Genomic DNA, 13399 nt, shown 5'->3' on the forward strand with positions numbered 1-13399 from the left:
CCCTATAGTCCGGCCTCGGGGTGGTCCCGCGTATCCAGCTCCAGCCGCAGCGCCGCGAACCAATAGTCCGTCTCGCGCCCTTCTTGCCTTCCGTCTTTCTCCCACAGGTCATAAGCCCGCCGGCGCACGCGCTGCTCGAAATCGAGATCGACGAATTTCTCGGTATCCTCGTACATGGCCGTCCTCACGCCCGGGACCGTTGCAGCACGTCCTGCCATTCCGGATGCCGGTTGATCTGCGCCTTGGCGAAGGGGCAGAGCGGCAGGATGGCAACGCCGTCCCGCCGCGCATCCTCCACTGCCTGCCGCACCAGGCGCTCGCCGATCTTGCAACCGCGCAGAGCCTCCGGCACACCGGTATGGTCGATGATGATCAACTCAGAGCTGATCCGGCTGTAGGTCATCTCCGCCTCGACGCCATCGATGACGATGCGGTAGCGCCCCTTGGTCGGGCCATCCTGCCGCTCGACAGTGCCATCCTCCGGGGTGGGTGCGGCGTCATGCTGACCCGCATCGTGCGGACGCACCTGTCGCGGGTGACCCGGTCCGCATTCGAGCAGGTCGCGATCCCAATGACCGAGATCGGCAGCGGCGTCATAGGTTGAATTGAGGAAGGCCGTCAGAGTTGCGTCGGGATCAACTGCCGACTGGACCGCCGCATAGGGCAGGATGAATTCGCCCAAAGTATCGTGCCAGAAGGCATGTTCGGGTCGCACAGAAGCCGACTTGAAGCCTTTCGGCGAAGGATAGGCATAGGCATAGAAGGCTGGGTAGTCGAGGCCGCCGCCACCGGGCCAGAAGCCAACCGACGCAACTTCGCGATCATAGGCTTCTTGGGCGACTTCGAGCGGCAGCGCCGGCACGCCGCCGGGGTGAAGCGGCGCACGGCGCCCGGAGAATCGGGTGACAGCCAGATCGAAACTGCCCCAGAACAGGTGCACCGGGCTGGATTTCCCGAGAAAAGCCGTCCTGAAACGTCCCATGACCCGGTCCATTGCGACCAGTGCCTGATGGAAACGCTCGACAGAATCCCGATCGTAAGGGCGGTCGCGATGATCCTCCACGAAGGGCACCGGATCGGGCACTTCATTGGGCTCGCCGTTAAAGGTCGGCGTGCCGCCCAGCTCGGTGACCAGCTGCACGAACTTGCCGTGGAATTCAGCAACGGTCATTGCCTCGAGGGCAAAGGACACCTTGTGGCCATTGCCGCAGGTGCCGACCACGGCATGGTTCTTGAGGTCGAATAGAATCTCGATGCCTGGCCCATCGGGAATTGGAGAGGAGGCGAGGCCCAAGGGCGTCACATAGAAGGTCGCGTGCCAGGAATGGTTGAGCCAAGGTGTATGCGCGAGCCGGTACTTGCCTGCCACCTGCAAATAGAGATGCAGTGCCGAGCAGGTGTCGCGCCAGGCGAGATAGTCGAGTTGAGGCCAGTTGGTCATGATAGTCCTGTGCTTGATGTCGGTTTGCCCAAGTCTGTGGATCAGTCAGGCAGCGGGATGAACTCGTCACGGTCATTGATCGGCAGGTCGAAAAGGCCCTGTCCCCAGTTCTGGGCGCGCCATTCGGCCTTGGCTCGTTCGATCCGCTCCTCGGACGAGGCGACGAAGTTCCACCAGATGTAGCGCGGTCCGCTGAGCGTCGCGCCGCCCAGGATCATCAGCCTGGCTCCCCCCTCGCCGGCCACCACGGTGATCCTGTCGCCAGGCCGGAACACCATCATCTGCGGCGCCTGGAAATCCTGACCGGCGACCGAGATTGATCCCTCGACGATGTAGATGCCCCGATCCTCGTGATTGTCCGGGAGGGGCAAACGGCTTCCGCCGGCCAGGTGCACGTCGGCGTAGAAGGTTTCCGAGAACAGGGTCGCTGGCGCCTCCTGCCCATAGGCCTTGCCCAGGATCAGCCGCAGCGACACGCCCTTGTCTTCCAAGACGGGCAAAGCCCGCTTGCCATGATGCTCGAATGTCGGTGCCATCTCCTCGTGGCTCTCCGGCAGGGCGACCCAGGTCTGGATGCCGAAGAGACTGTTCGGCCCGCTTCGCGCCGCCGCCGTGGTCCGTTCGGAGTGCGAGACGCCGCGCCCGGCAACCATCCAGTTCAGCTCGCCCGGCCGGATCACCTGATCGGCACCGGTGCTGTCGCGGTGGTGAAAGTCGCCCCAGAAGAGGTAGGTCACCGTGCCGAGACCAGTATGCGGGTGCGGGCGCACATCGATTCCCTGGCCGGTCAGCAGTTCTGCCGGGCCAGCCTGGTCGAAGAAAATGAACGGGCCCACCATCTGGCGCTGCGGGGAAGGCAGCGCCCGGCGAACCTCGAAGCCACCGATGTCCCGGCTGCGCGGAATGATCAGTGTCGCGATCGCATCGGCGCCTACGTCATCGGGGTTGCCTGGTTCCAGCGCCGGATTCCAACTCACAAGCCATGCTCCCTGTCCCGTTCGGTCAGGCAGTAACTAGGCATGCGCATAGCGTCAGAGCTAGGTGTGCCTGGTGAGGTACTGTGTCGCCAGAAATGGAACGCTAAGCGCAATGGACATCTATTCGGTTCCAAAGTGCTCGATTAGGAATTCGGTCAAAACCCGGACTTTGTGCGTTGGGAACTGGCCGGGTGGGCGCACGACATAGATTCCGGCTGCCGGCGGAGGGAAGCCTACCAGGATGGGGATCAAGGCGCCGCTGGCGACGTGGTGGTCGACGAGACAATCCGGCAGCCAGGCAATGCCGATGCCCGCGAGTGCTGCAGGAACGAGGGCGCTGCCATTGTCGGCTTTGAACCGGCCCTGAGGTTGGACGCTCACCACCTGATCGCCGTCGCTGAACTGCCAGGTTTCGGTCCCCTGCATCAGCGCTTCATGCGCCGAGAGTTCATGGGGCGTCTGCGGCTCACCATGGATGGCGACATAGTCAGGGCTGGCGACGAGCTTGCCATAGAACGGGCCGACCCGCCTCGCGATCAAATTTGAATCCTGGAGATAGCCGACCCTGATCGCGCAATCGAAACCTTCGGCAATCAGATCGACGAAGCGATCGCTATAGGACGCGTGGATATGCAGGTGAGGGTGGTGTTTTGCCAAATTGGCAAGCAAGGGGGCAAATTCGGTTGGTCCTACGGAAAGCGGCACCGATACGCGCAGTCGTCCCTTCAGATCGCCATTGGGCAAGATCACTGCCTTGGCGGTCTCGATTTCCGCCACCACCCTGGCAGCATGGTCCCGGAAGGCAATGCCGGCTTCCGTGAGGGCGGCGCCGCGGGTCGTCCGGGCCAAAAGCTGCACGCCTAGCCCGGTCTCAAGTCGGGCGAGCCGCCGGCTGACAATGGACTTCGATACTCCAAGCCGACGAGCTGCGGACGTGATGCCCCCAGCATCAGCGACTTCCACAAAGGTCTGGAGTTCTTCAATATCCATAATGTTCCCTTGTGCGACACACCGGCGCAACTGCCGGACTATCGCATCCACATGCGCAACTGCAAACACCAGTCCTGCCAGTCGGTGCGCGCCAGTAGTTGAACGCCAAACTCGGCTTAAGCGTGAACAGGCGTCGACTGCCTATGGATTTGCACACGCCCACGCCCCGGTCCCGCCGAACCGCCCCCGAAGCTGCAAACTCGACAAAGTCACTAGGTCCACGATCTCCAGCGGCGTTCCTCTCGGCGCGACACAGCGTCCGCTCACCCGGCACTACCGCGTCAGTCTAAGCAGTGACAAGGTGCGGCCGAGCGGTGGATCAAGCATCGCAGCTTTGGGAGCTGGATGACGGGTACCATCGACACGAGCAAGACAGCCCACTGGTCCGAAATTGGTCGGTTTGCTTAGCATTGGATTTGTGGGCATCGGCCGCTCCCTCCTCGTGGTGCAATTGCCGCTGAGCCCGATGCTTATCGGCTTGATCCTATGTCGGATCGAGTTCTCAACATTTATCTAGCGTCAAAAAGGAACATCGCATGAGCGAACTCTCGAATATCGCCAAGGGAATGACTGTTGTGGGTGCCGACGGCGCCAAGATTGGCGTTGTCGCTGCTGTGGTGGACCAGCGCATCCAGCTCGAAGCCAATGATGTCGGCGATCACGCCGGCCAGAGCCACTTCATACCAGGTGGCCTCGTCGCCGACGTCGAGGGCGACACCGTTCGCCTCTCGGCAACAGGCGCAAACGCAGTCCTGCTCGATGAAAACGAAGACGGCACCATGGCTGACTGATTGCGGTCAGAGAGGCCTGCAGACGGCGACTGACCGAGCCTGCTTGCTTTTAGTTTGCCGCCTGAGCTGAGATGCGACGCATTGAAGGCGGCCGGTCGTGCACGCCGCTTGGGCGGGCGATCATCGGCTGCTCTGCATCTTTTGGGGGTACAATGGATTACGAAACAATCATGCAGGCAAACCTCGACCTGGTCTTTGGCGAGCGTGATCCGACCCGGCGGATGGAGGCAATTCGTCGCCTCTATTCGGAACGTGCGGAGTTCCATGAGCCGCATCGTTCGGCACAGGGGCACGAGGCGATTTGCCAGGCTGTTACCGAGCTTCTGGCAAGCTTGCCACCGGATTTCAGCTTCACGCCGATCAGGCCGGCACTCGGCCACAACGGCGTAGGCCGCTTGCAATGGCGTGCCGGTCCGCCGGGCGGCCCCGCCGCCGTGACCGGTACCGATGTCGCCCATATCGAAGCTGGCGTGATCCAATCGCTGCACGTTTTCCTCGATCAAGTCCGGTGAAGCGGGCTGACCGCGATTACTCAACTTGCGCCTGTCTGTCCGAGGGCATGGCGCCTGCCACCGGTGTTTTCAAAGGAGACGACCATGGGCTTTGTCACGACCGACGACAACGTACAGATCTTCTACAAGGATTGGGGTCCCAAGGACGCCCAACCAATCGTGTTCCATCACGGCTGGCCACTCAGCTCCGACGACTGGGACGCCCAGATGCTCTTCTTTCTTTCGAAGGGCTTTCGCGTCGTAGCGCATGACCGACGCGGCCACGGACGCTCCGAACAGGTGGCCGACGGGCACGACATCGAGCACTATGCGGCCGACGCTTTCGCCGTCGCCAAGTCGCTGGATCTCACCAATGCCGTTCACATCGGCCACTCGACGGGCGGCGGCGAAGTGGCCCGTTATGTCGCCAAGTTCGGCGGACCGGCGGGACGCGTTGCCAAGGCTGTTCTTGTTTCCGCCATTCCGCCGCTGATGCTCAAGACCGCTGCCAATGCCGAAGGAACGCCGATGGAAGTCTTCGACGGCTTCCGCGCGGCTCTGGCAGCCAACCGCGCCCAGTTCTTCCGGGACGTTCCTTCCGGCCCCTTCTACGGCTTCAATCGCGATGGCGCCCAAATCCATGAAGGCGTCATCCAGAACTGGTGGCGGCAGGGCATGATGGGCAGCGCCAAGGCCCACTACGACGGCATAAAGGCCTTCTCGGAAACCGACCAGACCGAGGATCTGATGGCCATCACGGTGCCGACATTGGTGCTGCATGGTGAGGACGACCAGGTCGTACCCATCGCCGCGGCGGCCCTCAAGGCCGTCAAACTGCTGCCAAACGGCACGCTCAAGACATATCCCGGCCTTTCGCATGGCATGCTCACAGTCAACGCGGACGTCCTGAACGCCGACCTTCTGGCCTTCGTCAACGGCTGACGTCCTAGGACGGGGCCTCGGTCCCGTCCCTCACCTATGGTCGGATCGGCAATATCCGCTGCCGGCGAGCACGTCGTCGCATCGAGACAGGAACAGCCATATGGCGGAAACGACAAAGCGGCCAAACGGCGTCCGCGGCTACATCGCGGATACGTTGGCCTTGCTTTTGTTCTTCACCACGACCGGAATCATCAACGAGCGCTTCATCGCCGGCATGACATGGGAGCAGGTCTTGCACGCACGCCTCCTGGGCGGTGTTCTGATGCTCCCGGTCGGGCGGCCATACGGTCTCTGGCGCGACTGGATGGTGAGCCATGCAAAGGCAAGCCGCTTCTCCCAGGTTCTCTGGGATAGCGTGGCTCTCATGAGTTTCCAGGTACCGATCTACGCGGCGATCATCGCGCTGAGCGGCGCAACAGGAACTGGGCTGCTGATGGGCATACTCGGCGCCGCCATAATGATGATCGCGCTTGGTCGCCCGTATGGCGCCTTCCTCAACGGGGTAAGGCATCTCTTCGGCCTGTCTCCCGGAGGCAAGAAGCCGATGTCACTCAATAGCTAAACCGTCTGCACCTTCCAGGCTGAGAAAAATCGCCGGAAATCTCGCAAGCCACGGCGATGACTGATCTCACGTTTTCGACCCGATCGACCAACCCCTGCTGCTCGGTCTTGTTGACCTCGAACGCACCTGCCGTGCCAACTCCGCTCAAGGCGCGAGTGGGTAGGTACCTTCTCATTTTAAACTTCAGGGGCTCGCCTTCATGCCACTACGCAAGGTCGCTATTTCGCAAGCGCAATTTGAACGTTCACCTGATCAGGACGCCGATATTTTTACAGCTGACATGATCGGTCATGACGAAGGTGCGCCCGTGACCATTGGTTTCGGACGCTATGGACCTCATCAGGAGCTCAACGAAACCATGCTGGTGGACGATGTCATGATGGTGATCGCAGGCCACCTCACCGTAACCGGCGGGAATGGAAGTGTGACCGCTGGTCCTGGTGAGGTCGTCCATATGCCTAAAGGCGAAAGAATCCAGATTCGGTCGCACGAGCATGGCGCCACAACGGCCTATGTGACCTATCCCCATTGGAAAGATGCCAGGTAGAGCAATGCACCGCCGCAAACCGTTGAGCTTAAGGGCGGCCGCAACAAGCATCGGCTGCAAACCGTTCCGCACAATTCTTGCCACCGTATGACAGTAAATTCATGCTGGATATACGACGGAACTGTCCTTGTGCACGATCACGCGATGCGCACGATGTGCGGGGCGTGCCGGTCAGCGCCCTCTCGGGCGCGACGACATCGGGATGCAGCCTTTTGATGCAATCCCGATGCCTGAGAAGACGACCGATAGGCGTCCTTGTGTCCTCTGGCTTAGGCGTTCGCGCCCCCATCCACCGCAACAACGCTCCCTGTCATCATGCTCGCCGAAGGGCTGGCAAGAAACGCCACGACATTGGCGATTTCGCGTGGATCGGCAAAGCGCCCAAGCGAGGTCAAACCACGCTGGAAATCAGCTCCCGCGCCATCTGCGGGATTTGACTCCGTGTCAGTCGATCCCGTGGCGATCAGGTTCACCGTTATCCCCTTTGGCCCGAGTTCGCGGGACAATCCGCGTGTGAACGAAAGCAATGCCGATTTCGACATGGCATAGGCGGTTACGCCAGGAAACGGGACGCGGTCTCCTAGACCTGATCCAATAGAGATAATGCGACCGCCTTCGGGCAGGTAAGGAATTGCGGCTTGCGAGAAGGCAAGGGGCGCTCGCACATTGATGTCCATCAATGTCTGATACTGCGTGAGATCGATGTCAGAGATCGGCCCGGAAAGACCGATGGCTGCACTGTTGACGAGAATATCAAGCCCGCCGAGCGCCTGGGCCGTGGCCTCGACTGCCCGTTTGATCGCATCCGTGTCAGCGCTGTCGGCTTGCACGGCCAGGCCGCGGCGCCCCAGGGCCTCGATAGACGAAACAACCGCGCTCGCTCGTTCGGCCGAATTGAGATAGGTGATGGCGACATCGGCTCCATGCTCGGCCAGCACCAGCGCGATCGCAGCGCCAATGCCGCGGGAGCCACCGGTGACAAGAGCTCGCTTGCCCGTGAGTTTAATCATTTCATCTTCTTTCATTTTTGGGGGTGGCTCTAGATCGAGTGCAACCCTCAATTTTCAAAGGCCTGCCAGGAAGTCGATGAGCGCCTTATTCACCTCATCAGGCGCCTCGATCTGGATCCAGTGGCCTACATTTTCGAGCCTGACTTGATCGACGAGGTTCGGCTGCAATGCGCGCAGCTCTTCCAGTGTCGGAGGATCGGGATGATACATCCGGCTCAAACCATCCTCTGCACCCCAGATGTAGAGCGATGGCTGCTGGAGGGCGGCGTTCTTATAAGCGACCATCAGTTCGAAGGTTTTCGGAAAGGCGCGGTAGTAGTTCATTCCGCCGCGGAAGCCGGTCTGGGTGAACGCCTCGATATTGTGGCGGACGTATTCGGGATCGGCCCATTCCGGCACCTCAACCGGTGCGGGCCGAAGCATGTGAAGTTCGGGATTGAGTGGATCCCAGCCCTCGGACACTTCTGGGCTACCAGAAAGCCAGTAGAGAATGCTCGGAATTGATTGCGTGGCATCGGAAAACTTGGTTTCACTTCCCTCCGCGGCCATTGCGCAGCCGTAATAGACATCCTGCGATCCCTGATTGCGGATGATATCGTCAAAACTGATGTCGCCGCGCGGATAGATCGGAATGGCAAGACTGACGAGGGCAGTAAACCTGTCAGGCCGCAGGAGCGCCGCCATTTGCGACTGGTAGGCGCCCCAGTCGTGACCGACGATCACAGCGGTTTCGATGGAGAGCGCGTCGAGCACGCTTACGAGGTCACCTGTAAGATGAAGGGCCGTGTACTGGTCAGCGGCTTCTGGGGCATAGCTTTGGCCGTAGCCGCGCATATCCAGCGCCACTGCGCGATAACCGGCCTCGGCGACCGCCTCCATCTGGCTGCTCCAGGTTGCAGCAGTGTCGGGAAATCCGTGCACGAAGAGGACCGCAGGACCTTTGCCCTGTTCGATGACGTGGAACTGGCCGTAGCCGGCGTCCACCATATGCTCGCGGACTGGCGGGGGTGCATCCACTTCGCCGGCCAAAGTAGAAAAAGGCGCCAGTGCCAGCACTATGCCGAAGACCAACGATGTTTGCAGGAGGCGCCGCCTTGAGATCACGCTGTCGGCACGGTTGAACGTTAGCGCATCGGCGTTGCGAAGACTACGAATTGACATGAGTTGTATCCTGAGCAGGAACGGGTGCCCGCCACTCGTCGGCAGGGTCGTTCGTTGGGCGCCAAAATAAGCCTGAGCCCGCGAAGTGACATTGCTGATCTGACCTTAGTCTTGCACAATCCTGCCAATTGACTATCTTCAGGCCATGCTTGACACGCTTAATCCGACAGACCGCCTTCTCGCCGACATCGCTCCTTTTCTCGTCTCAAATCCGGAGAAGATGGGCCAGTCGACTCCCGTGCCGCGCTTGACCGTGTGGACCAGCGCCTATGACACCCGGCCGACTGCTGCGGTGTTCGAGCCTATGTTTTACGCGGTATTGAGCGGCACCAAGGTACTGATCATGGGCGCCAATCGCTTCGATTTGCTGGCCGGCGCCTGCGCAACTTCGTCCTTTGGCCTTCCCTATACACACCAATTGACCAAGCCGTCGCCGGACTTGCCCTATGTGGGGATTAGTCTACATCTGGACGCCGACCTGCTGACGCGCGTTATGCTCGATATGCCCACGTCCCACCATCGTTGGACCTGCGCCGTCGCCGCGGCGGAACTCAATGGCCCGGTCGAGGAGGCATTCGCGCGGCTTGTGGGGTTGGTGAACACGCCAGCTGATGTTGGCATGCTTGCGCCCCACTACGAAGCCGAACTCTACTATCGCCTTTTGCAGAGCCCGATGGGCGATACGCTCCGCCAGGTCAGCCAGCGCAACGAGCGGTTCCAACAGCTCAAGACGGCGGCCGATTGGCTCGCAACTAACTACAGCAAGCCGGTTGTCATTCCTGAACTCGCCGCTGCAGCGGGCATGAGCTCGACCTCTTTTCACCGGCATTTCAAGGCCGTGACTGGCCACAGCCCTCTGCTGTTCCAGCGTAAGGTGCGCCTCATGGAAGCGAAAAAGCTCCTTGGCGCCGGTAGCGCCAGCGTATCTCAGGTCGCCTACGAGGTAGGCTACCTCAGTCCCGCGCAATTCAGCCGCGAGTACAAAAGCATGTTTGGAAGCTCGCCTAAGGCCGATCTGCAACGCTAGCCTGGCCGGGAGAGGATTACGGAGACATTCGTATATCCGTTTGCTGGGCTTCTTTTGACCCGAAGCCGATGTCGCTACGGGATTTGGCTTGGGCGGGAGGTGCCCACGGCCGCGTTCTGCCGCCCAGCGCATCGCCTGATCGTAGCCGCTTGGACCTTGCCCAAGCAACTACCGCCGCCGAAAACAGACTGTCAGAAAGCCACCCCAAGGCGGCCGGTCATTTCCGATCCATGGTCAGTCGCGAAATCGCAATGGCGGTTGCCGTTGCCTTAAAGCAGTCCTTCCCCGGCCAGTGTGGGCTGGCTGTAAACAGAAGTCAGTTCCGCCGTAGGCGCCGCGTTCAAGAGGCGCTAGCAACAAGGCCGTCCGATGTTGGCTTGAGCGTCCGGAGGTCAATGCCCATTTCCGACTTAAAGCGTGCAACTGCTGCCTCTGCCAGTTCTTGCATCATCTGCGTATCACCACGGACGTAGGCATCAGACAGCACCGCCTGTTGGAGCAGGAAATTCATCATCAGCACTTCCGCAAATTCCTGCCGACCTGCATCGTCGAGCGCCTGGAATGTCGGATCGGACTGCATGGCGGCGCGTACCTGCCGTTGCACGCCGGTAAGCGAGAATTCTGCATCCGGCTGTTGATTGGCGATGACCCAGTTCAGGGCGAAGTAGGACACCATCGGGTCGACAGCGTCGCCCGGCGCCAGTCCGTCTTCGGCGACAAGCTCGGCCCACATATCCTGCGGCGCGCGTTGCGCGAAAATGCCGGCCACAGCGCGTTCTGCCGCGTCCCCTGAGCGCTCCTTGATATAATCGAGGAACTGTCGCTGCGCCTTGGCGCTGACTTGACGAGATGTGGAGTAGGTGGTCACGGTTTCGGAGGCACCGAGCGTCGGCGCGGAGCCACCCGGCGACTGCGAGCCCTCGATGGTTTGCCGCAGCAGCTGAATGTGCAGCGTGTTCATGGCGTCCTGAGCAGCAAAGTTCTGCCAGGCGTAGTCCTGTGCATCAGTCGGCAGGACCGTCACGAGCATCCCGACGAGGGCCAGGGTAAGTCTGCGCATACTGTCTCCGATCGTTAAGCTGCGGTTTGAGAGTGGTGCAGCGTTAAATTTGCCGCCGCTCTGGCGCTGCCGTTGCGGGGTTCCGGAAGCGGCACCTGCCACATGCGAGCTCATCTGTTCGGCAGAAATTTGTTCATGGAGATCCCCGGAGAACTTAGGTGTCCATATCCTGTAACAGGCACTCGGCCATCTTTGCCTCATCGAGGCGTCCAGCTGTCGTGCTGGATTGCTCGCACCCCATCCAGTCGCTGTCCGGGTTTGTAGCGCCGCCTTCTTTATAGGGCCACATGTCGTGGCATTGCTGAAATTGCTCGAGGGCGGGAAAATGGTCATTGCAGAAGTGGTTTCGCTTGACCGGATCGGACAAGACGCTGTCCTGCGCCTGGCCGACCGCCACCGTGCAAATCAGTATCTGCAACGCCAGAACATATCTAAGTGCCTTCATTCGATGTCCTCTCGCTCGTGGCCTCAGTCCGGTGCGTCAGCGACCCACCCATTGCTCAGCATAGGGCGTCTTGCCAGTGGACGCGAATTTGCGGTCAGACTGTCACCCGTCTTGATGTCGTCAAGGTCACGAGGCAGGTTGATCTCGCTCTGAGCTGACCCCAACCTATCTCGCCTGCGCCACCGACCTCCGGCGCAGGCTTCTTTTTGACAGAGCTGCTGCTCTCGCCAAACCCGTTGCCAGCGCCCTTCGACACAGGAGATCCAGCCAATGATCCGTCGCAGTTTCATATTGATAGCCATAGCCTGTTTGATCCACCCAGTTTTGGCTCAACAGGCGGTGGTGAAATCCTCTGCTGTGGAGACTTGGCAAGCATTCATGTCGTCCACTGGATCCATACTGGATATGCCGACCGCTCAAAGGGCGCCGCAGCTTGCTCTGCTCGGCGCAGCTCTTCTTGAAAATCCGGTAGCCATAAGCGACGACCTGGAAAGGAGCGGAGGAGGAAAGCGCGCGCTGCGCGCCTATGCACAGGCCATGATTGAGGATGGCAACCTGGTCCCGCTCGTCCATCAGTTGCATGTAGTCATGCATGGTGGCGCGCCCGCAGGCAATCTCGCGGAAGCGCTGAACGCGTCCCGCTATCAGGATGGTTCGGTTTGGTTTCCGCAGGCCGAGCAAGCCGGCTTCTTTGCCGGCGCCATTGCCGCAGTTCTCGACGGCAAGAGCATCGATGATGGCAATGCCGTAGGCGACTTCTTGTCGTGGGTCGAGGGACAGAATGGTCCATCGAAGGCTAGCGAGACAATCGCCCAGCGTTTCGGCGTTCGGCCGCCTGCAGCGGAAGAGACCGTCGCAGAGTGGATGCTGGCGGTCTTCACAAACTCAGCGAGCCAAGTCTCAGTGCCCGCCGCTCAATGGTTCGAGAAGGGCTTTGCAGCCGGCTACAGATGACGGCGAGGGCTGCTTGCTTGGGCGTGCGCTGGTCCCATCCCTTGCTAACGTTCCTCAAGGAGGCGGCTCAGTCAACTGCAGCGCCGCATCGCTATTGCGTCGCTGCACTTGTGGCGTTCGCTTCAATCCGCCGGCGATGAGTGGAACGACCTCGTTGAGCGCCGCCATCTGCTGGTCTAGCGATCGAACGGGTTTCTACCTCGACGTTGGGGCGTATGGCCCTCAACGAGTCCGAAAAAGGCAGTGCGAGAACCACGTCCGCTTCTATTCAATCCGGGCCGAAAGCGGACCAACAGTTCCCACCCCGGAGTCGCCGGTTTGATTTCGCCCCATTTCGGTTCCCAAACCCAAGTCGGTGGTCACCCAGAAGCTATCGTACTCGGGTGGGAACTTCCTTCGCCAGGCAATGCCGTCGCTACCATGGCGAGTGCGCCGACGGTCGCTAGCATCGCAAGCCCTTGAGGCGTGATGTGGGTCGCCTGAAAATAGACCGGGAAGATTGGCCATCCCGCCGCCACACTGCTCATTGCACCAATTCCCAGCGCGGCCAGAACACGAGCCCAACCTGTCACGCGGGGCGCAACAAAACGCCAAATAATAGCGGACAGGATGGCTGGGAGGAGCCCGGCAACCCAACCAAAGCCGATGACTAGACCAGAGCTCACGCCTATAACGTAGACCAGGTTATCGGCAGGTGGTGGGTTGCCAGCAATGAAGCTGGACACGAAAACACCGGCAAGAACGACCAGCGCACCGATCAGTGGACCAAACACTATTATCGCAAAGCTGCGGGGGAACCGATGCGACTTGCGATTATCCTTGTTCATGGAGGTGTTCCTCAAGTCAGTAGATGCGTTTTGGGACATCTTTGGCGCCAAAAAAGCAGGGGTAAGCGCTCAGGTGCGACAGTTCAGATAAGACCCTAGTTTGCGCAGCCGCCATCCTGTATCTGCAAACAAGTTTAATTAGCTTGCTGCTGATGATTGCCGAAAATCAAACTG

At 60.4% G+C, this 13399-nt stretch carries 16 protein-coding genes; 7 read left to right on the plus strand and 9 right to left on the minus strand.

All coding sequences use genetic code 11. The features are described 5' to 3' along the window. Positions 1-2: 2 nt before the first annotated feature. The 4 genes from N8A98_RS00195 to N8A98_RS00210 all read right to left on the minus strand — a co-directional run bounded on the left by N8A98_RS00195 (position 3) and on the right by N8A98_RS00210 (position 3408). Positions 3-176, minus strand: a complete 174-nt coding sequence (locus N8A98_RS00195) for a DUF2934 domain-containing protein (protein WP_262165562.1) — start codon at positions 174-176, stop codon at positions 3-5. Between the two features lie 8 nt (positions 177-184). Further along, a complete protein-coding gene (locus N8A98_RS00200; protein ID WP_262165563.1) occupies positions 185-1441 on the minus strand; it encodes a DUF5996 family protein in 1257 nt (418 codons plus the stop codon). Between the two features lie 41 nt (positions 1442-1482). Beyond that, the gene (locus N8A98_RS00205) at positions 1483-2418 is read right to left on the minus strand and encodes a pirin family protein (protein WP_262165565.1); all 936 of its coding nucleotides are present in this window, start codon (positions 2416-2418) and stop codon (positions 1483-1485) included. A 120-nt stretch (positions 2419-2538) separates the two neighbouring features. Further along, the gene (locus N8A98_RS00210) at positions 2539-3408 is read right to left on the minus strand and encodes a LysR family transcriptional regulator (protein WP_262165566.1); all 870 of its coding nucleotides are present in this window, start codon (positions 3406-3408) and stop codon (positions 2539-2541) included. Between the two features lie 536 nt (positions 3409-3944). Between N8A98_RS00210 and N8A98_RS00215 the strand changes: the two genes are divergently transcribed. The 5 genes from N8A98_RS00215 to N8A98_RS00235 all read left to right on the plus strand — a co-directional run bounded on the left by N8A98_RS00215 (position 3945) and on the right by N8A98_RS00235 (position 6741). Continuing rightward, positions 3945-4199 (plus strand): DUF2171 domain-containing protein, encoded by a 255-nt coding sequence (locus tag N8A98_RS00215; protein WP_113122769.1) that lies wholly within the window; start codon positions 3945-3947, stop codon positions 4197-4199. 152 nt (positions 4200-4351) lie between these two features. After that, positions 4352-4711 carry a nuclear transport factor 2 family protein gene (locus N8A98_RS00220; RefSeq protein ID WP_262165568.1) on the plus strand — a complete coding sequence of 120 codons (360 nt, stop codon included), beginning with the start codon at positions 4352-4354 and terminating at the stop codon, positions 4709-4711. A gap of 84 nt (positions 4712-4795) precedes the next feature. After that, a complete protein-coding gene (locus N8A98_RS00225; protein WP_262165570.1) occupies positions 4796-5632 on the plus strand; it encodes an alpha/beta fold hydrolase in 837 nt (278 codons plus the stop codon). 100 nt (positions 5633-5732) lie between these two features. Continuing rightward, positions 5733-6194: an L-alanine exporter AlaE gene (gene alaE, locus N8A98_RS00230; RefSeq protein WP_262165571.1), complete on the plus strand. Its 462-nt coding sequence runs from the start codon at positions 5733-5735 to the stop codon at positions 6192-6194. Positions 6195-6393: 199 nt separating this feature from the next. After that, entirely contained in the window at positions 6394-6741 is a 348-nt protein-coding gene (locus N8A98_RS00235) for a EutQ-related cupin domain-containing protein (RefSeq protein ID WP_113122772.1), read from the plus strand. A 269-nt stretch (positions 6742-7010) separates the two neighbouring features. Here the strand turns inward: N8A98_RS00235 and N8A98_RS00240 are convergent, their stop codons facing one another. Next, positions 7011-7751, minus strand: a complete 741-nt coding sequence (locus N8A98_RS00240) for an SDR family NAD(P)-dependent oxidoreductase (RefSeq protein ID WP_262165897.1) — start codon at positions 7749-7751, stop codon at positions 7011-7013. A 54-nt stretch (positions 7752-7805) separates the two neighbouring features. Beyond that, entirely contained in the window at positions 7806-8912 is a 1107-nt protein-coding gene (locus tag N8A98_RS00245; RefSeq protein WP_262165573.1) for an alpha/beta fold hydrolase, read from the minus strand. Between the two features lie 145 nt (positions 8913-9057). Here N8A98_RS00245 and N8A98_RS00250 point away from each other — a divergent pair, with 145 nt between their 5' ends. Then, on the plus strand, positions 9058-9939 hold the full coding sequence (locus tag N8A98_RS00250; RefSeq protein ID WP_262165575.1) for an AraC family transcriptional regulator: 882 nt from the start codon (positions 9058-9060) through the stop codon (positions 9937-9939). A gap of 340 nt (positions 9940-10279) precedes the next feature. On the opposite strand, the gene N8A98_RS00255 is transcribed toward N8A98_RS00250, so the two are convergent. Further along, on the minus strand, positions 10280-10999 hold the full coding sequence (locus N8A98_RS00255) for a DUF6683 family protein (RefSeq protein WP_262165577.1): 720 nt from the start codon (positions 10997-10999) through the stop codon (positions 10280-10282). Between the two features lie 154 nt (positions 11000-11153). Continuing rightward, positions 11154-11444, minus strand: coding sequence for a hypothetical protein (locus N8A98_RS00260; RefSeq protein WP_262165578.1), 291 nt, complete (start codon positions 11442-11444; stop codon positions 11154-11156). A 270-nt stretch (positions 11445-11714) separates the two neighbouring features. Here N8A98_RS00260 and N8A98_RS00265 point away from each other — a divergent pair, with 270 nt between their 5' ends. Further along, complete coding sequence (locus N8A98_RS00265) at positions 11715-12398, plus strand: hypothetical protein (protein WP_262165580.1); 684 nt, start codon at positions 11715-11717, stop codon at positions 12396-12398. A 359-nt stretch (positions 12399-12757) separates the two neighbouring features. On the opposite strand, the gene N8A98_RS00270 is transcribed toward N8A98_RS00265, so the two are convergent. After that, positions 12758-13225, minus strand: a complete 468-nt coding sequence (locus N8A98_RS00270; protein ID WP_262165582.1) for a hypothetical protein — start codon at positions 13223-13225, stop codon at positions 12758-12760. Positions 13226-13399 lie beyond the last annotated feature (174 nt).

Source organism: Devosia neptuniae, assembly GCF_025452235.1.
Classification (GTDB): Bacteria; Pseudomonadota; Alphaproteobacteria; order Rhizobiales; family Devosiaceae; genus Devosia.